The organism is Rhizobium sp. BK181 (assembly GCF_014193305.1).
Classification (GTDB): domain Bacteria; phylum Pseudomonadota; class Alphaproteobacteria; order Rhizobiales; family Rhizobiaceae; genus Rhizobium.
The window spans coordinates 978,911-997,049 of sequence record NZ_JACHZA010000001.1 but is presented as its reverse complement, the minus strand read 5'-3'; the positions used below and the strand labels follow the sequence as shown (position 1 = coordinate 997,049).

15 protein-coding genes, 1 tRNA gene and 1 pseudogene are annotated in these 18,139 nt (G+C 60.2%); 10 read left to right on the top strand and 7 right to left on the bottom strand.

Features of this window, described 5'->3' with window-relative positions; genetic code table 11:
• Nucleotide 1: 1 nt before the first annotated feature.
• The 5 genes and pseudogenes from FHT77_RS05060 to FHT77_RS05040 all read right to left on the bottom strand — a co-directional run bounded on the left by FHT77_RS05060 (nt 2) and on the right by FHT77_RS05040 (nt 4,594).
• Nucleotides 2-948: pseudogene (locus tag FHT77_RS05060) on the bottom strand (DUF2950 family protein).
• A 17-nt stretch (nt 949-965) separates the two neighbouring features.
• A complete protein-coding gene (locus tag FHT77_RS05055; RefSeq protein WP_246719660.1) occupies nt 966-2,471 on the bottom strand; it encodes a DUF3300 domain-containing protein in 1,506 nt (501 codons plus the stop codon).
• Nucleotides 2,472-2,650: 179 nt separating this feature from the next.
• A complete protein-coding gene (locus tag FHT77_RS05050; protein ID WP_183753056.1) occupies nt 2,651-3,163 on the bottom strand; it encodes a hypothetical protein in 513 nt (170 codons plus the stop codon).
• A 265-nt stretch (nt 3,164-3,428) separates the two neighbouring features.
• Nucleotides 3,429-3,504, bottom strand: a tRNA-Thr gene (locus FHT77_RS05045).
• 130 nt (nt 3,505-3,634) lie between these two features.
• Nucleotides 3,635-4,594, bottom strand: coding sequence for a nitronate monooxygenase family protein (locus tag FHT77_RS05040; RefSeq protein WP_183753054.1), 960 nt, complete (start codon nt 4,592-4,594; stop codon nt 3,635-3,637).
• 255 nt (nt 4,595-4,849) lie between these two features.
• Here FHT77_RS05040 and FHT77_RS05035 point away from each other — a divergent pair, with 255 nt between their 5' ends.
• Nucleotides 4,850-6,028, top strand: a complete 1,179-nt coding sequence (locus tag FHT77_RS05035) for a hypothetical protein (protein ID WP_183753052.1) — start codon at nt 4,850-4,852, stop codon at nt 6,026-6,028.
• Nucleotide 6,029: 1 nt separating this feature from the next.
• Here the strand turns inward: FHT77_RS05035 and ppk2 are convergent, their stop codons facing one another.
• On the bottom strand, nt 6,030-6,911 hold the full coding sequence (ppk2, locus tag FHT77_RS05030; protein ID WP_183753050.1) for a polyphosphate kinase 2: 882 nt from the start codon (nt 6,909-6,911) through the stop codon (nt 6,030-6,032).
• 236 nt (nt 6,912-7,147) lie between these two features.
• Between ppk2 and phoR the strand changes: the two genes are divergently transcribed.
• The 7 genes from phoR to phoB all read left to right on the top strand — a co-directional run bounded on the left by phoR (nt 7,148) and on the right by phoB (nt 14,860).
• Nucleotides 7,148-8,371 (top strand): phosphate regulon sensor histidine kinase PhoR, encoded by a 1,224-nt coding sequence (gene phoR / locus FHT77_RS05025; RefSeq protein WP_183753887.1) that lies wholly within the window; start codon nt 7,148-7,150, stop codon nt 8,369-8,371.
• A 198-nt stretch (nt 8,372-8,569) separates the two neighbouring features.
• The gene (locus FHT77_RS05020) at nt 8,570-9,604 is read left to right on the top strand and encodes a substrate-binding domain-containing protein (protein ID WP_016552611.1); all 1,035 of its coding nucleotides are present in this window, start codon (nt 8,570-8,572) and stop codon (nt 9,602-9,604) included.
• Between the two features lie 148 nt (nt 9,605-9,752).
• Entirely contained in the window at nt 9,753-11,234 is a 1,482-nt protein-coding gene (gene pstC / locus FHT77_RS05015; RefSeq protein WP_183753048.1) for a phosphate ABC transporter permease subunit PstC, read from the top strand.
• Nucleotides 11,231-12,553, top strand: a complete 1,323-nt coding sequence (pstA, locus tag FHT77_RS05010; protein ID WP_183753046.1) for a phosphate ABC transporter permease PstA — start codon at nt 11,231-11,233, stop codon at nt 12,551-12,553. Before pstC ends, pstA begins: the two co-directional genes overlap by 4 nt.
• Before the next feature lie 14 nt (nt 12,554-12,567).
• Entirely contained in the window at nt 12,568-13,383 is an 816-nt protein-coding gene (gene pstB, locus FHT77_RS05005) for a phosphate ABC transporter ATP-binding protein PstB (protein ID WP_016552614.1), read from the top strand.
• A gap of 43 nt (nt 13,384-13,426) precedes the next feature.
• Nucleotides 13,427-14,140, top strand: a complete 714-nt coding sequence (phoU, locus tag FHT77_RS05000; RefSeq protein WP_183753044.1) for a phosphate signaling complex protein PhoU — start codon at nt 13,427-13,429, stop codon at nt 14,138-14,140.
• Between the two features lie 36 nt (nt 14,141-14,176).
• Nucleotides 14,177-14,860 carry a phosphate regulon transcriptional regulator PhoB gene (gene phoB, locus FHT77_RS04995; protein ID WP_007529789.1) on the top strand — a complete coding sequence of 228 codons (684 nt, stop codon included), beginning with the start codon at nt 14,177-14,179 and terminating at the stop codon, nt 14,858-14,860.
• A gap of 83 nt (nt 14,861-14,943) precedes the next feature.
• On the opposite strand, the gene FHT77_RS04990 is transcribed toward phoB, so the two are convergent.
• Complete coding sequence (locus tag FHT77_RS04990) at nt 14,944-15,477, bottom strand: GcrA family cell cycle regulator (protein ID WP_037138066.1); 534 nt, start codon at nt 15,475-15,477, stop codon at nt 14,944-14,946.
• A gap of 428 nt (nt 15,478-15,905) precedes the next feature.
• Here FHT77_RS04990 and FHT77_RS04985 point away from each other — a divergent pair, with 428 nt between their 5' ends.
• Together FHT77_RS04985 and argF are read left to right on the top strand one after the other, a co-directional pair.
• A complete protein-coding gene (locus FHT77_RS04985) occupies nt 15,906-17,102 on the top strand; it encodes an aspartate aminotransferase family protein (protein WP_183753042.1) in 1,197 nt (398 codons plus the stop codon).
• Nucleotides 17,103-17,144: 42 nt separating this feature from the next.
• Entirely contained in the window at nt 17,145-18,062 is a 918-nt protein-coding gene (gene argF, locus FHT77_RS04980; protein WP_183753040.1) for an ornithine carbamoyltransferase, read from the top strand.
• Nucleotides 18,063-18,139: the final 77 nt, after the last annotated feature.

Genomic DNA, 18,139 nt, shown 5'->3' with positions numbered 1-18,139 from the left:
TTCAGTCCTCGGTGACCGACCAGGGTCGCCGGGATTGAACTGCTTCATGGCGCGCGCGATCTTGTCTGTGTCCGCTCCGAGATCGGCCTGATAGACGATGCCGTTGCGGTTGACGACGAAGGTATTGACGCCCGTCTCGCCATATTTGACCGGCCACGCCACCAGGGCAAAGCCCGCGATCATGTTGCCGTTGATGACGTAGTCGTAGGGACCGCCGGCGATATTGCCGCCCTGGCGTGTAAGAACCTTGTAGCGGTAACCGAAGTATCCATTGTCTTTCGACTTCTCGAACTGGACATAGTCAAGATAGGGCGCGGCCGGACTTTCGCCCAAGCCTTCGCTTTCGGGCCAATAGAGACCATCAGCCCGACCGGGACTGCTGACAAGCTTCTGAGCATATTCCAGCACGCCGTCGCCGTCATGGTCGGCGCTGGCGTATTCCTGCTGAGCGTCGACATACCCGCGGACCGTTTCGATCGTCTGAATTTCGTTCTCACCGATGCGGCGATTGATAATCTCCTCGATGCCGACGACGGGGTCGAAGGCATACTTGCCGTTCTCCGCTTTAACGATCGGGAAGGGGAATGGCCACATGATCTCGCCGACATCGATGATGTTCTGGCCGTTCTTCTCTTCGAGCGCGACGCGCTTTCCGATGCCGTCCTTGATGGCCGCGAGCGTTTCCGAAACGCCGTCGGTGGCCTTCAGGTGGGCCGCGTCGACGCCGAGCACGGACGCCAGCTTGTCGAGGTCTGAGGCATTCACCGCGTCCTTGAACGCTGTCATCGCCGCGTCGGCGCTATCGTACTCGGTTGGCAGTTGCTTCGAGACGAGATCAACAAGATCCTTCTCGGCAGCCGACGTGCCGGCAGCCGACAGCAGAACCGACAAGACCGCGGAGGCAATCAAACGAAATCCAATGCGATGGTTATGAGCACTCATGGCAATAACTCCGTTTGGTTCAACTAGCGACGACGTCCACCGTGCGGGACGCGGGCATGACCACCGCCACCACGACCGCCACCACCACTGAAGTGGGCCCCGCCGCCTCTGCCGCCGCCGCTGAAGTGAGCGCCGCCTCCGCCGCCACGGTGTGCGGCGAATTCCGGGCGGCTGGCATGGTGCCCGCCGCCCATCGCGCGGCCACCACGTTGCGAGTGAAGGTTGGCGGCGCTGCGGGATCGAATTTCGCCAAGGCCCGAAGGGCCATTGGGACGAATGTCGCGCTTGCCGGCCATCGCGTGATGTCCGATGTCGCGGTTTACGCGGTCTCCGATCTCACCGCGGCGTTCGCCAGGGCGGTTGTCGATGCGATCGCGGAGTTCTCCCTCACCGCCGGCACCAGGGCGGTTGGCAACACGATCACGTAAGTCTGCACCTCCGCCCGGTCTGTTGGCGACACGGTCGCGCAGTTCGCCACCGCCGCCAGCGATCTTGTTGGCTCTGATGTCCTTGATGGCAGACGGCGTCACTCTCGCATGGTTGGCATTTGCGGCTCGTGCCTTGACGGATTTGGCCTTCGTGCGGATGTCGTTGTTGCCGCCGGCTTCCAGCCTGTTGCGAATGTTCGTTTTGTCGATGTTGGCGAACTGGTTGTGATCGAACTTGATTTTGCTGCGATCGACATTCTTCCAGTCGACGTCGTTGAAGTTGACCTTGCCGTTCCGATCGAACCTGTTGAAGCAGTGGTCGCAATCGATATCGATGTCGTTGCCGTCGAAGCGACCGCCCCAGACGCCCCACCTGTCCCAATCGACCACCGCTCCAAACACCGCGCCCGTCACGAAGCCGGCGAAGTAGGTGGCGGTCGGGTAGTAGTAGTTCGGATAGGGATCGGGATAGTAGCCGATCGGCGCGGGAGCGTATCCTTCTTCGTAGAGCATCTGCGGCTCATACTGCGGGACGTATATCTTTTCCGGATTGGCGGCCTGGATCACGACGTTGTCGTTCTGCTGAACGACCTTCACCTTGTCGTCGGTCTTGATGATGCCATCCGCGACCGCCTTGTCGCGAAGCGTCTGAATGGCAATCAGCAGGTCGTTTTGCTGGTCGGCGACTGCATCGCCGAGCTGCTGCGTCCAGTCGAGGTCGTCGCTCATCATTTTGACGATATCGGGGTAGTTGAGCAGGGAGACGACGCTGCCATCCCAGTCGTCCTTGGGTTTTAGCGATGAGTTGCTTTTGACCTGATCGAGAAACCGGGATGCTTCCACAATCTGCAGCGGATAGAGCGAAGCCGAGGTTATCAGCGCGACGAGTTCATCGGGATAGAGCGCGATCCGGGCGACGAGCACCTGCATTTCCGCGTCGCTCAGTTCGGTCGAGGCCGCGCTCTCGGTCGTTGCGGATCTTTGCGAGGAAGCCGCTTGGTCTTGGGCGTGGACCAGCCCTGCGCCGAAGGCGATGACAGTTGCCGCCGCGAGAAAGATCGCTGAGCGTCTTGCGTAGGCGTTAAAGAAGCGAAATCCCATTGACACGTCTCCAGGAGTTGCCGGCTTGGCTCACCGCGTACGCAAGTCGTCGGGCAAACCATCTAACTTCAGGGAGGCAGCCGAACAGAATTCGAGCAGTTGCGAAAGTACTTTACGGTAAACTTGAACGTAACAAAGAAGGATCGAGCAACGTTCAGGCTTAGGCCCGGCAACGCGATCTACTGAATTGGCACGGGAGGCGGGCGCGCTTCGCCAAGTCCTTGCCTGGTCCACTCGTACATATGGACGTCGGTTCGGAAACTGCCAAGGCGAGCCGTGGCCAGATCGAGGATATCGATCACGACGGCCGTCCAGACCAAAGTAAGAAGGAGAACAAGGAAACGCACGGGTTGTCCCTTGATCCCGAACTGATATCCGAGGGTCGCCATGCTCAGCATCATGACCCCGATGAGCAGCCAGAAAATCTGGGCGGGCAGGCGGGTATCAAGCGCAAGCCGCTCGGAGGTTCCGGTATCAAAAGTCTCGTTGACAGCGCTCATCAGGGCTGCCGTGACGGCGTCCGGGCGTTGGCGAACGATAACAGTGACCTGGCTCCAGATTTCCTGCTGCAGCGCGGAGGTTTGCTGGTTCGCCTTCTCGATCGACTGCTGATCGCGCCCGCACGAACGAAGCCTTTGATTGATGCCCGCATTCGACGCAACGAGGCGCAAAATCGCCGCTTGGGCTCGCATTTATCACTATTCGATTACTTAGCTCTGTCGTGTGTATACAGGAAGAACGCGACACTCAAACTCGCAGAGTGCGTGGAGAAGAATCTTTCAACGTTGCATTCCATGTCGCGTGGATTCGCCGACAGCTGCCTTCATCCGTTGGAAATCAACGGGAATGGCGGCAACAGGAATGGAACATGGCCGCCACGGTGACGACCCGCCGATTGCGTTCACCAGCGTGCAGCTGGTGGGCGCACGTCAACACATTGATTATAAAAGAGTAAAATGGTGCCGCTTACGTGACTCGAACACGTGACCCCATCATTACGAATGATGTGCTCTACCGACTGAGCTAAAGCGGCAACCCGTGCGGGCGAACCATGCGGCCCCGCGATTTGCATGGGGCTGATACAGGCATTGTTTGAAGATTTCAAGCGCCCTGTCATCTCTTCGGTAAAAAAGAACGGCGCTGTGGAAATCTGTGGTCGACCGTTACAACGACAGGCGCGCACGGGCAGCGGTATATTCGCTCTCGAGCCGGTCGACGAGCTTGCCGACCGGTTCGATGGCCTTGATGGCGCCGATGCCCTGGCCGCTGCCCCAGATATCCTTCCAGGCCTTGGCGCCGCCGACGGCCTGTTCGAAATCCATCTTGGAGGGATCGGCGGCCGGGAGATTGTCGGGATCGAGGCCGACGGATCTGACCGAGGGCTTGAGGTAGTTGCCGTGAACGCCCGTGAAGTAGTTGGAATAGACGATGTCGTTCGCCATGCCGTCGACGATTGCCTGCTTGTAGGCCTCGGAGGCGCGAGCCTCCTCGGTCGCGATGAAGGGCGTGCCGATATAGGCCATGTCGGCCCCCATGGCCTGCGCCGCGAGGATGGCGCCGCCATTGGCGATGGCGCCGGCAAGCAGCAGCGGCCCATCGAACCATTCGCGGATCTCCTGAACGAGGGCAAAGGGCGAAAGCGTCCCGGCATGACCGCCGGCACCGGCTGCGACGGCAATCAGCCCGTCGGCACCCTTGCGGATGGCCGAGTTGGCATGGCGATTGTTGATGACATCGTGGAGTACGATGCCGCCATAGGAATGCACCGCGGCATTGACTTCCGGCACGGCGCCAAGCGACGAGATGACCACAGGCACCTTGTATTTGACGCAGAGCCTGAGGTCATGCTCCAGCCGCTTGTTCGACATGTGGACGATCTGGTTGACCGCAAACGGGGCAGCCGGCCGATCAGGGTTTGCCGCGTTGTGGGCAGCGAGATCCTCGGTGATCATCGCCAACCATTCGTCGAGCTGGCTCTCCGGCCGTGCGTTTAGCGCGGGAAAGGCGCCAACGACCCCAGCCTTGCACTGCGCCAGCGTCAGCGCCGGGTGCGAAATGATGAAGAGCGGCGAGGCGACAACCGGCAATCTGAGATTCTGGGTGAGGATCGGAGGCAGGGCCATGAGACACCGTAAGAATTGACGTTTACGAAAACGTCAATGTGATAGCAGAGACTTTCGGTGAGGAAAAGCTCGCTCTATCGATTCCATAAATATCGGCTATTCTTGCAAGACGATAAGGCAGCATGCGGCAACCCTGCGTTTTCCCCGGCCGATCCGACCCGGTAGCGGGGTGAGGCTTGCGATTTGCCCTGGTAGCAGCTACCGCTTTTACGAAGTGTTAAGGACAAAGCCCAGTCTCAGAGTAAAGGACCGGACGTGAGCGGATTAGAAACGGCTATCAGAACGGCGCTCAACAATGCCGATCGCGACAATCCCGAAGTCCGTGCAAAGATTTATCAATCCGCACGTCAGGCGCTTGAAGCCGGTCTCCGCAAACAGGACATCACCGACGCGGAAGCGGTGACCCATCATCGCCATAGACTCGAAACCACGATCCATACGATCGAGGCTGAAGAGCGCGAGCGTCTGCATCCGCGTCAGGGGCCGCCTGAAATTCCTGTGCCACCCGAGGTGGAAATGCCGAAGCCCGTGGCCCATGCCGCAGAGGACGAGGCGGCAAACGTCTCGATCGGCGGCGAGACCCGTGAGCATTCGGTCACGGACCCACGCTTCGACGACGAATCCAGCCTCGCTGGCGTGCATGCGGGCAGCGGCGATCACCTCGGCGCTGCGCCGACGGCCGAGGCGCCGGCGACGGTGGAGCAAAAACCGGCTCGGATGGACTTTCGGCCGGAGCGTGCGGCGGTTCGGCGCAAGCCGCGCAAGTTCTTCTCCAGGCTGCTCGTCGCTTGCGTTCTTCTCGCCTTCATCGGCATGGGCGCATGGTGGGTCTATTCATCGGGCCTGCTGATGACCGCCGCAGAACGAGATACAGGCGTTGCCAATCCGCCGGCGACCACGCAACCGGAAGACTTTGACGGCACCGAAAACACTGCTGCGGGCGATAATGCGGCTCCCGTCACAATCGACCCGCAAAACTCGTTCTCGGCAGATTGGATCGAGGTTTTCAAGCCGTCCGATGCGGACAAGATCAAGACCGGCCCGCAATCCCAGACGCAGAACGTTGCTGAAAGCGATGGCCCGGCAGTACGCCTGACCTCGCAAACCAATGGCAACGACGGCAATGTCAGTGTCAGCGTGCCGGCGGATGTGCTGCAGCAATTGGCCGGCAAGTCCTCGACGATTGCAATCACGTTGCAATCGACGTCTGACGAACCGACGCAGATTACCGTGGAGTGCAATTTCCAGTCGCTCGGCGACTGCGCCCGCCACCGCTTTTCCGTCGGTCGCCAGAAATCGGATGTGCTTCTGCAGGTCCGCTTCGATCGATCATTGGCGCCGAACTCTGCCGGCAGCCTGACGATCAACACCGACGTCGACGGCAAGGCGCGCGGCATCAATCTCTACGCCGTGCGGATCTTGCCGGGACAATAAGCTATTTCAGGAAGCCGGGACCCGAGCCGATGATCTTGTCGTCGAGCTTGCCGATGGCGTCCTTATCCTTGCCGTCGTAGTCCATCCTCTTCAGCATGTGACGGATCAGGTTTAGCCGCGCGCGACGCTTGTCGTTGGCGTGTATGACCGTCCAGGGCGCTGCGTCCGTATGCGTCTCCCTCAGCATACGGTCCCGCTTATCGCTATAGTCGCCCCATTTCGTCAGCGCCGCTATATCCATCGAAGAGAGCTTCCATACCTTGAGCGGATCGTGCCGGCGGTCATGGAACCGCTTCAGCTGCATCTCGCGGCCGATATCGAGGTAGAACTTGAAGAAGAAGATGCCTTCGTGGGCGATGCCGTTCTCGAGCTGAGGCGTTTGCTTCAGGAAGTCCTCATATTGCTTTGGAGTGCAGAAGCCCATGACCGGCTCGACCCCGGCCCGGTTATACCAGGACCGATCGAACAGCACGAACTCGCCGGCGGTGGGAAACTGCGTGATGTAGCGCTGAAAATACCATTGCCCTGCCTCGCGTTCAGTGGGCTTGGTCAGGGCAACCACCCGGGCGAGGCGCGGATTCATATGGGCGGACGAGGCCGAAATCGCCCCACCTTTGCCCGCCGCATCGCGTCCCTCGAAAAGCGCCATGACGCGGTTGCCGGTCGCCTGCAGCCAGAACTGCACCTTGACGAGTTCAATCTGCAGTTTCTGCAGCTCCTCGAGGTATTCCTCTTCCTTGAGTTTCTTGTTGTAGGGGAAGTCGCCCGATTGCAGGGCTGCTTCGTCGACCCAGTCCGGCAACACGGGATCGTCGACATCGAAGACGCGCTTCTTTCCGCGGATGTCCAGTTCGACGGCTCTGCTTTCGACATCATCGGCCATGACTTCTCTCCCGCTGTAACCTTCGCTGAGACAGGCGATCATATTTTCTTTTGAAAATCAAATGTCTTGCAGATCGCGGAAATTCCTGTGTGTTCCTGTTACAGCCCTTCCACTGCTGGCTGCGGTCGAAAACTTCTGTCATGATTCACGGCTATCACGCAGAGGTTTGAAGGCAATAGTACGAGTCGGGATCGCGAGGGGCAGTGGAAGACAAAGTACCGTGGACAAGAAACTTGATCGCACGCGTTCGGCAGGAACGCCCGGTTCTGCTGGTGGCGCTGCTGATTGCACTGATCGCTCTTGCCGCGGGCGTGAACAAGTGGGTCGTCCTCGGGCTTTTGCTATTGATGGTCATCACCGCGGTGTGGCACGCGGTTCCGGTCATCCGAGAGGCGCCGCTTGAGCCTGCACCTGAGATTATCGAAACGCCGCCCAGCAGATTGGTTGAAGTAACGGCGACGTTGGCCGCGCTCGACATGCCCGTCATGGTGCTTTCAAACGATGCTTCGGTGCTTTACCAAAATCGCGCTGCGGAAAAGGCGTTTGGCGAGGTCACCATTGGTGCCCACATTTCCGCGCGCCTGCGCTCGCCGGGCGTCCTCGACATTATCGCCGAAACGATTGCGACCAATGCGCCGAACCAGATCGAGCACTCCGAGCGCCTGCCGTCCGAGCGCGTTTACATCGTCCGCAGCGCACCCGTGGAGTTGGATCGACAGCAGCCGACGGATGAGCGCTTCTTCTTGGTCTCGTTTCGCGATATTTCCGAAGTCCGGCGCATCGACCGCATGCGTTCCGACTTCGTCGCCAACGCCAGCCATGAGTTGCGGACGCCGCTGGCGTCCCTGCGAGGCTTCATCGAGACCATCCAGGGACCAGCAAAGAACGACGCGAAGGCGCAGGAGCGCTTTCTGGGTATCATGCTGGATCAGGCCACCCGCATGAGCCGTCTGGTCGACGACCTGCTTTCCCTTTCTCGGCTGGAACTCAAGTCGCATATCGCCCCGGATCAGAAGGTCGACCTCGTCCCCCTTCTCGGCCACGTCAGGGACTCGCTGGTGCCGCTTGCAAATGACGTCGGTGTGGAGATCGCTCTGCATCTGCCGCAAGGCAAGGCAGAGGTGCTCGGCGACCGCGACGAGTTGGTTCAGGTATTTGAAAACCTGATGGAAAATGCCTGCAAATATGGGCAGGAGGGGAAGGCCGTCGATGTCTTCTTGAAGAATGGCTCGGGCGAACCTGTCGAGGTCACCGTGGTCGACAGGGGGCCGGGCATTCCTGCCGAGCACGTGCCCCGTCTGACCGAGCGATTCTATCGCGTGAGCATCGAGGATAGCCGTTCGAAGAAGGGCACGGGGCTGGGCCTTGCCATCGTCAAACACATCCTGACCCGGCACCGCGCCCGGCTGATCGTCAAGTCGGAAGTCGGGAAGGGGACGAGCTTCACCGTGCGGTTTTGACATAAAACTGCAGCGACCTCGACCATCGTCTATTCTTTGTATTGTAAATTCAAATACATAAGCTGTCACAAATGTTTCGTCAAAATGACATAAAAGCTCTAGCCATCAGGGGCTAAAGAGAGCGTGCCGCTGATGAGACGGCACCGCCAAAGGCCATTGAAGGCCGCACTCAGACCGCATTATGCCCGGGAGATTGTTATGAACGCTTTTAAACTTACGGTCGCTGCACTTGCCGCTTCCGCCGCTTTTGCTGGCGCGGCTGTTGCTCGCGACCAGGTTCAGGTAGCCGGTTCCTCCACCGTCCTGCCTTACGCCAAGATCGTTGCCGAAACTTTCGGCGAAACCTTCACGGACTTCAAGACGCCGGTCGTTGAATCCGGCGGTACGGGCGCAGGCCTCAAGGAATTCTGCAAGGGCGTTGGCCCGGATAGCATCGACGTTGCTAACGCTTCGCGTCCGATCAACGCCAAGGAACTGGACGCCTGCAAGGCAGCTGGCGTAACCGACATCCAGGAAGTCAAGATCGGTTATGACGGCATCGTCTTCGCAACTGACTCGTCCAACCCGGACGTTGCTTACGTTCCGGCCGACATCTACAAGGCTCTGGCCGCTCAGGTCGTCGTTGACGGCAAGCTCGTCGACAACCCGTACAAGAAGTGGTCGGAAGTCAACCCGGCTCTCCCGGCTGTTGATATCGCTGCCTACATCCCGGGCGAAAAGCACGGCACCCGCGAAGTCTTCGAACAGAACGTTCTCGCTGCTGGCTGCAAGGCTTCCGGCGCTCTCGACGTCATCAAGGCTGCGATCTCTGACGCTGCTGCTCAGACCAAGGCTTGCGTTGCAGTTCGCAAGGACGGCGCTGCCGTCGACATCGACGGCGACTATCCGGAAACGCTGGCACGCATCGCTGCCAACAAGACCGGCGTTGGCGTCTTCGGCCTTTCCTTCTATGAAAACAACGCCGACAAGCTGAAGGTTGCGACCGTCAACGGTATCGTTCCGTCGACCGAAACCATCTCCAACGGCACCTACCCGGTTTCCCGTCCGCTGTTCTTCTACGTCAAGAAGGCACATCTCGGCGTCATCCCGGGCCTGAAGGAATACGTCAATTTCTTCGTTTCCGAGCAGATGATCGGCCCTGACAGCCCGCTCGTCGAGTACGGCCTCGTTGCCGCTCCGGACGCTGAACGCGACGCCATCCGCAAGAGCGTTGAAGACGGCAAGACCATGTAATGACCTTTGCCGGCGCGATTACCAGATCGCGCCGGCATCGCCTTGTTCCGCCACTGGAACGAGGTTTGAACTCCTCCAAGTTTGAGAGCCGGATCGGTCTGCCTGCCGCTTCCGCTTTTGGAGTCAAAGGGCCTGGGGACCTAAACGAATGGGTACATCCATCATTCTCTTGTGCCTCGTGGTACTTGGCGCCGTTGCATATCTTGCAGCGCGCAGCCGTGCTACGGCACTTGCCGGGGGCAAGTCCTCCGCACTGCATTCGCGACCGGGTTACTATGGCGTCTATGCCGCAATCTGGACGGTGCTGCCTGCACTGATCTTGCTGTGCGCCTGGCTGGCGATCAGCCCTTCAATCATTGAATCTTCCGTCCGTGGCGCCTTCCCGGATGACGTAAAGGCCCAACCGGCCGCACAGCAGAACCTGAACTACGGCATGGTCAGCGCCATCGCGCGGGGCTTGCCGCTGCTCACTGCTGACGAGGTTGCCGGTGCTGCCGACGATCCGGCCGGCCTCCAGGCAAAGCTTGCCGCAAAGGGCGTTCCGCTCGCCGGTCCGCCTCAGCCCTATATGATCGAGGCGGCGCAGAAGCTGAATGCAGAATCCGGCTCCAGCCGCCTCGTGATGACGGCGCTGGTTCTCGTCCTTGCCGTCGCTGGCGCATTCTATGCGCTTCGCGAAGTCGCTCCGCGGTTCCGCGCGCGAAACCGCGTCGAGCGCGTCATGCTCTGGGGCCTGCTCCTGGCATCGTCGATCGCCATCTTGACGACAATCGGTATCGTTCTGTCGATGCTGACGGAAGCGGCCCACTTCTTCGCTGCCGTTCCCGCTGCAGACTTCTTCTTCGGGACGGTATGGGATCCGCGCTTCGCCGGTGCCGGCAGCTCGTCCTTCGGGCAATTCGGCTTGATCCCGCTGTTGCTCGGTACGCTCTATATCGGCTTCGTTGCAATGCTCGTGGCGGTACCAGTCGGTCTCTTCGCGGCGATCTACATGGCTGAGTACGCCGCTCCCAGGGTTCGCTCGATCGCAAAGCCGCTGCTCGAAGTTCTCGCCGGTATTCCGACGATCGTCTACGGCTTCTTCGCCCTGGTCACCGTCGGTCCGTTCCTGCGCGATTTGTCTTCGCAGGTGAGCGGCCTCCTTTCCGGCAACTACACGAACTTCATTCAGGCGCAGAGCGTTCTGACTGCGGGTATCGTCATGGGCATCATGCTGATCCCGTACGTTTCGTCGCTGTCGGACGATATCATCACAGCGGTGCCGCGCGCGCTTCGTGACGGTTCGCTCGGTCTGGGTGCGACGCGCTCGGAAACGATCAAGAAGGTCGTGCTTCCCGCAGCGCTTCCCGGCATCGTCGGCGCACTTCTGATGACGGCCTCGCGTGCGATCGGTGAAACCATGATCGTCGTGCTGGCGGCAGGCGTTGCTGCCCGCATCCAGATCAATCCTTTCGAGCCTATGACGACAGTGACGGTCAAGATCGTCAATCAGCTGACAGGCGACCTTGAATTTACCTCGCCGCAGACGCTGGTTGCCTTCGCCCTCGGCATCACGCTGTTCTTCATCACGCTTTGCCTCAACATCTACGCGCTCTACATCGTGCGCAAATACCGGGAGCAGTACGAATGACGGATATTGTTTCTCCGGTTCAAGGCGTTGTCGTCTCGAAGGCGCCTGAACGTCGCGACATCGGCCTGAAGCGCCGCTATGCCGCCGAACGTCGGTTCCGGGCCTATGGGATTGCCGCAATCTCCTTTGGCTTGATCTTCCTGGCAATCTTGCTGACGAGCGTTATCAGCAAAGGCTATACGGCCTTTCAGCAGACGGCGATCACGCTGCCGATCGAGTTCAGCGAGAAAACGATCGACCCAAACAACAAGCGAGCGACCGATCCCTCGGTTCTGGTTGCTGCGAACTACGCGCCTCTCATCCGCGACGCGATGATCAAGGCGCTCAACCTCAATCCGTCGAGCCGTCCGGACCTTCGTGACGCAGCCGCGATGATCTCGAAGGGTGCGCCGATCCAGCTGCGCGACATGGTCGTTGCCGATCCTTCGCTGATCGGCAAGACGGTCAGTGTCACGCTGCTTGCGGACGCCAATATCGACTCCGCCAACAAGGGTCAGATCGACCTCAACGTGGACGAAAAGAACCGCAAGGTGAACGACAAGCAGGTCGGCTGGATGAACCAGCTTGCCGCCGATGGCACCCTGCACAAGAAGTTCAACACCGGTCTCTTCGTCAACGGCAACTCCAGCCGTCCGGAGGCTGCGGGACTCGGCGTTGCGCTGATCGGTTCGCTCTACCTGATGTTGATCGTGCTCGCCCTCTCACTGCCGATCGGTGTCGCAGCTTCGATCTATCTCGAAGAGTTTGCGCCGAAGAACAAGCTGACCGACCTGATCGAGGTCAACATCAACAATCTCGCGGCTGTTCCCTCGATCGTCTACGGCCTGCTCGGTCTTGCCGTCTTCATCAACTTCGCAGGCCTGCCGCGTTCCGCGTCGCTGGTCGGCGGTCTGGTGCTGTCGCTGATGACTCTTCCGACGATCATCATCGCGACGCGCGCAGCGCTCCGCGCCGTGCCGCCGTCAATCCGCGCGGCTGCCCTTGGTCTCGGTGCCTCGAAGATGCAGATGGTGTTCCACCACGTCCTGCCGCTCGCGATGCCCGGCATCCTGACCGGCACGATCATCGGCCTGGCACATGCACTCGGCGAGACGGCTCCGCTGCTCTTGATCGGCATGGTCGCCTTCGTCGCCAACGCACCGGCAACGCCGATGGAGCCTTCGACAGCCCTGCCGGTCCAGGTCTACATGTGGGCCAACGAAGCCGAGCGTGCCTTCGTCGAGCGCACATCGGGTGCCATCATCGTCCTGCTCCTGTTCCTGGTCGTCATGAACTTCGGAGCCATTCTCTTGCGTCGTCGCTTTGAGCGCCGCTGGTAAACGGAGTAGACATTATGAACATGTTGACGGAAGCAGCAGTTGAGAAGGCGCTGGATCAGAAGATGAATACCGTTCCCTATAAGATGATCGGCCAGGACGTCTCGGTTTACTACGGCGAAAAGCGTGCGCTTTTCGATGTGAAGCTAAACATTCGCGAAAACACGGTGACAGCATTGATCGGCCCGTCCGGTTGCGGCAAGTCCACCTTCCTGCGCAGCCTGAACCGCATGAACGACACGATCGATGGTTGCCGGGTTACCGGCAAGATCACGCTCGATGGTGACGATATCTACGATCCGGATATCGATGTCGTGGAACTCCGCGCTCGCGTCGGCATGGTGTTCCAGAAGCCGAACCCGTTCCCGAAGACGATCTATGAGAACGTCGCCTACGGCCCGCGCATCCATGGTCTTGCCAAGTCGAAGGCCGACATGGACCAGATCGTCGAGGTCAGCCTGCAGCGCGCCGGTCTGTGGAACGAGGTGAAGGATCGCGTTCATGAAGCCGGCACCGGCCTTTCCGGTGGTCAGCAGCAACGTCTCTGCATCGCCCGCGCCGTTGCCGTCAGCCCGGAAGTGATCCTGATGGACGAGCCGTGCTCGGCTCTCGATCCGATCGCCACGGCAAAGGTCGAGGAGCTGATCCACGAGCTTCGCGAAAACTACACGATCGTCATCGTGACGCACTCGATGCAGCAGGCCGCCCGCGTTTCGCAGCGCACGGCGATGTTCCACCTCGGCAATCTCGTCGAGGAGAACGACACCGACAAGATGTTCACCAACCCGGACGACCCGCGCACCCAGGACTACATCATGGGTCGCTTCGGTTGATCGCCGGCGTCGGTAACCCTCACCATATTCAAGGATGAGCCCTATGGCATCGACACATATCTTTTCTGCCTACGACGACGATCTGAAGTTCCTGTCCCGCCGTATCTCGGAAATGGGCGGCCTGGCCGAGCAGATGGTCTCGGATGCGGTTCGCGCCCTCGTCAACGGCGACACGGCTCTGGCCCAGAAGGTCATCTCCGACGACGTGATCCTCGATCACGCCGAACGCGAGGTTGGTGACAAGGCGATCGTTACGATCGCCCGCCGCCAGCCGATGGCCGCCGATCTTCGCGAAATCATGGGCTCGATCCGCATTGCGGCTGACCTCGAGCGCGTCGGCGATCTTGGCAAGAACACCGCCAAGCGCGTCATTGCCGTCCAGAGCGCCGGCGTGCCGCGCAGGCTCGCTCGCGGCCTCGAGCATCTCTCCGAACTGGCACTCGTCCAGCTCAAGGAAGTGCTCGACGTCTACACGAGCCGGGCCGCCGACAAGGCAAAGTCGATCCGCGAACGCGACGAGGAAATCGACGCGATGTATACCTCGCTGTTTCGCGAGATGCTCACCTACATGATGGAAGATCCGCGCAACATCACCAGCTGCACGCATCTTCTGTTCTGCGCCAAGAACATCGAGCGTATCGGCGACCACGCGACCAACATTGCCGAAACCATCTATTACATGGCCACCGGTGCCCAGCCGGAAGGCGAACGTCCGAAGGACGATACCGCCAACACCGTCGGCGCCGTCACGGAATAATCGTTCCGCGACCGTGCCCCCAGGAGACCGAAACGAATGATACCCAAAGTAGCTGTCGTTGAAGATGAAGAAGCGCTGAGCGTGCTTCTTCGCTATAACCTTGAAGCTGAAGGCTTCGAGGTCGATACCATCCTGCGCGGCGACGAGGCCGAGATCCGGCTGCAGGAACGCACGCCGGACCTGCTGATCCTCGATTGGATGCTCCCGGGCGTGTCGGGCATCGAACTCTGCCGCCGCCTGCGCATGCGGCCGGAAACCGAGCGCCTGCCGATCATCATGCTGACAGCGCGCGGCGAGGAAAGCGAACGCGTTCGCGGCCTCTCCACCGGCGCCGATGACTACGTCGTCAAACCGTTCTCGACGCCGGAGCTTGTCGCCCGCGTCAAGGCCATGCTGCGTCGTGCCAAGCCCGAGGTACTCTCGACGCTCTTGAAGTGCGGCGACATCGAGCTCGACCGCGAGACGCACCGCGTTCATCGCAAGAGCCGCGAAGTTCGCCTCGGCCCGACCGAGTTCCGTCTCCTCGAGTTCCTGATGGCGTCACCGGGGCGCGTTTTCTCGCGTTCGCAGTTGCTCGACGGCGTTTGGGGTCACGACATCTATGTCGATGAGCGTACTGTCGACGTGCACGTTGGCCGCCTGCGCAAGGCGCTGAACTTCTCCAACATGCAGGACGTCATCCGCACCGTGCGTGGTGCCGGATACTCCATGGAAGCCTGAGGCTTCCCTCGACCTCCATACTGCTTCAACGAAAAACGGGCCCGCGAGGGCCCGTTTTCTTGTGTCCTTATCCGGCTTCCGGGTCAGGCGACCCGGTTGGCTGCCTTGCGGCGCTCGTTGACCGGCTGGTACGCCATACGCTGGTGGTACGTGCAATACGGGGAATTATCCGGAGATTCGCAGCCGCAGAAGTGGAAGTCGTCCTTCAGCGGATCACCGACCGGCCACTTGCAGGTGCGTTCGGTCAGTTCCGTCAGGCCGAGGCGGCGGGAAATCGGAACGACCACGTTTGCGGCCGGGCGGAAGCTGACTTGCTCGATAGCATCGATTTCGATCTCTTCCTTGAGCATCGTCGCACCCTGCTGGCGGGTGACGGTGCGCGTGGTGACGCGAGATGCATAGTTCGGAGCGCGCGGCGCGGATGTGGTGCGCTTGGGCGTTCTGACAGTTGTCGTCGAGCCTCCGGCCTTGGCTCGGCCGGGCAAACTCAAACGGTGGACTTTGCCGATGACGGCATTGCGACTTACACCGCCAAGTTGTGCTGCGATCTGGCTGGCGCTAAGGCCCTCGGACCAAAGCTTCTTCAGTTTTTCAACGCGCTCGTCTGTCCAGTTCATGCCCCTGTCTCCGCCTTATTAGCGTTGGTGTAGGCAGAATCCTTCACCGTTGCCCCGGACGTATCCGAGGCAAGAAACGCTTGCTCGATTTTGGTGACTAGTTCCGCCGCATGCAGTCTAGTAATTGAGTTTTAACCTAGTGTGAGGCTGACTCTGTGACAAGAGTCGGTTGAATCCCGGCGAATCGAATTTCAAGTTTTCCCCAACTTGCTGGACGGGAGAGTCATTTCTGCAACATTAGTTGTTGATAGGTCCTGCGGCCTCAGATGGCTGCTTGACGCATGTTGCAAAGCCTCAGTTTTGTTGACATCGCAGTGCGAAAAGTAAATAGTGCTGCTCGCCGCCGAAAGGCGGCATTTTTAATTTTCCGGACCTGCTTTCCTTAGCCGGAATCCGGCCACTGGTAATCAATGACAGGAGATCGCGCCATGGCTGAAGCCGCGCTTTACGATACCTACTCTCGTGCCCCGCTGCGGTTCGAGCGAGGCGAGGGCGTGTGGCTGATCACCGAAACGGGCGAGCGATATCTTGATTTCGGCGCGGGCGTTGCTGTCACCTCTGTCGGTCACGGCCATCCGCACGTGGTGGGGGCGTTGAAGGAGCAGGCAGACAAGGTCTGGCACCTTTCCAATATCTATGAGATCCCCGGTCAGGAGACGCTCGCGAAGCGGCTGACCGAGGCGACATTCGCCGACAAGGTGTTCTTCACGAACTCCGGCGCGGAAGCCTTGGAATGTGCGATCAAGACCGCACGCCGCTATCAGTTTTCGAAGGGCCATCCCGAGCGGTTCCATATCATCACCTTTGAAGGCGCCTTCCATGGCCGTACGCTGGCGACAATCGCGGCCGGCGGCCAGGAGAAATATCTTGAAGGCTTCGGTCCCAAGGCACCCGGCTTCGACCAGGTTCCTTTCGGCGATCTCGATGCCGTTCGCGCTGCCATTACAAGCGAGACGGCCGCTATCCTGATCGAGCCTATTCAGGGAGAAGGCGGCGTTCGCCCGGCGACCAACGAGTTTCTGAAGGCGCTCCGCGCAATGTGCGACGAGCACGGTCTGCTGCTGATCTTCGACGAAGTGCAAACGGGCGTGGGCCGCACCGGCAAGCTTTTTGCCCATGAGTGGTCTGGTGCCGCCCCCGACATCATGGCAGTTGCCAAGGGCATTGGCGGAGGTTTCCCGCTTGGCGCCTGCCTTGCGACGGCAGAGGCCGCTTCCGGCATGAAAGCCGGTACCCACGGCTCCACCTATGGCGGCAATCCGCTGGCCATGGCTGTCGGTAGTGCCGTGCTCGAGGTGGTCCTCGCGGATGGCTTCCTGCAGCAGGTGCGCGACGTCTCGCTGGTCTTCCGTCAGGGGCTGGCCTCGCTCAAGGATCGCTATCCTGATATCATAGAGGATATCAGGGGCGAGGGACTGCTGCTCGGCGTCAAGGCAGCCGTGCCGTCCTCCGAACTGCTGCAGGCGATCCGTGATGCCCATTTGCTCGGCGTGCCCGCTGGCGACAACGTCATTCGCCTTCTGCCGCCACTGGTCGTTACGCCTGACGAAGCCCGCGAGGGCCTGGCCCGCCTCGAACGCGCAGCCGAAAGCCTGCGCGCTTCGAAGGTTAAGAAGACGGCTTAATGGACAGTGCCTGTTGCAAGACGGGCGTGATAGGTAAAGACAATGGCTTCCCCCAAACACTTCCTCGACCTCTCCGCCGTCGCGGCATCCGACCTGCGGCTCATCATGAATGACGCGATGTCACGCAAGCAGGCCTTCAAGGCCGGGCAGGGCGACAAGCCGCTCGCTGGCAAGATGCTTGCGATGATCTTCGAGAAGCCTTCGACCCGTACCCGCGTGTCTTTCGATGTTGGCATGCGTCAGCTCGGCGGCGAGACGCTGTTCCTGTCCGGAACCGAAATGCAGCTAGGCCGCGCCGAGACGATCGGCGACACGGCAAAGGTGCTTTCGCGTTATGTCGATGCGATCATGATCCGCACGACCGATCACGCCCGCATGCTGGAGCTGGCCGAGCACGCAACAGTTCCCGTCATCAACGCGCTGACCGACGATACGCACCCCTGCCAGATCATGGCCGACATCATGACGTTCGAGGAGCACCGCGGACCCATCAAGGGCAAGACCGTTGCCTGGACGGGCGACGGCAACAATGTGCTGCATTCTCTGATCGAAGGCGCTGCCCGCTTCGGCTATCGCATGAACATGGCGGTACCCCTTGGTTCCGAGCCAAAGGATCACTATTTGAACTGGGCCCGCAATGAGGGCGCCGAAGTCATGCTTGGTCACGATGCTGACCGCGCGGTTGCTGGCGCCGATTGCGTGGTGACCGATACCTGGGTCTCCATGAATCAGGAACATCGGGCCCGGGGTCACAACGTCTTCCAGCCTTATCAGGTCAACGCGGCTTTGATGGCACAGGCCGGCAAGGATGCATTGTTCATGCATTGCCTGCCCGCCCATCGTGGTGAGGAAGTCACGGACGAGGTGATCGACGGCCCGCAATCCGTGGTCTTCGATGAAGCGGAAAACCGTCTTCATGCGCAGAAGTCGATTCTTGCTTGGTGCCTGGGCGCGATCTGAACCATACTGGATGCCACATCAGGGCGGAATGGCCCGTGGCCGCGCGAGCGGATGGATACACTTGTCCGCCGCTCTCA